Annotated in this window: 1 protein-coding gene; it reads right to left on the reverse strand. The window is 69.5% G+C overall.

From position 1 onward, the window contains the following. Positions 1–246 (reverse strand): VCBS domain-containing protein (locus tag PU724_RS34095; protein ID WP_426213875.1); only part of this gene is annotated, 246 nt, incomplete at both ends.

Below are 246 nucleotides of genomic sequence, written 5' to 3' on the forward strand. Positions count from 1 at the left end.
CCACCGAGAAGTCGTTGGCGCTGTCGACGTCGGTGGCGTCGAGATCGCCGGTGGCCGGCGAGGTGCCGGCGGTGCCGTTCAAGACACCCGAGGCCTCGGTCACCGAGCCGGTGTCGTCGCCGGTGATCACCGCCGCGTCGTTGGCGCCGTGGATGGAGATGACGATGTCCTTGGTGGTGCCGTCGGAGGTCTGCACCGTGATGGTGTCGGTGAGCGCCGGATCGCCGGTGTTGAGCGCCTGGACGG

It is taken from the genome of Mesorhizobium abyssinicae, from assembly GCF_049887195.1.
GTDB lineage: Bacteria > Pseudomonadota > Alphaproteobacteria > Rhizobiales > Rhizobiaceae > Mesorhizobium > Mesorhizobium abyssinicae.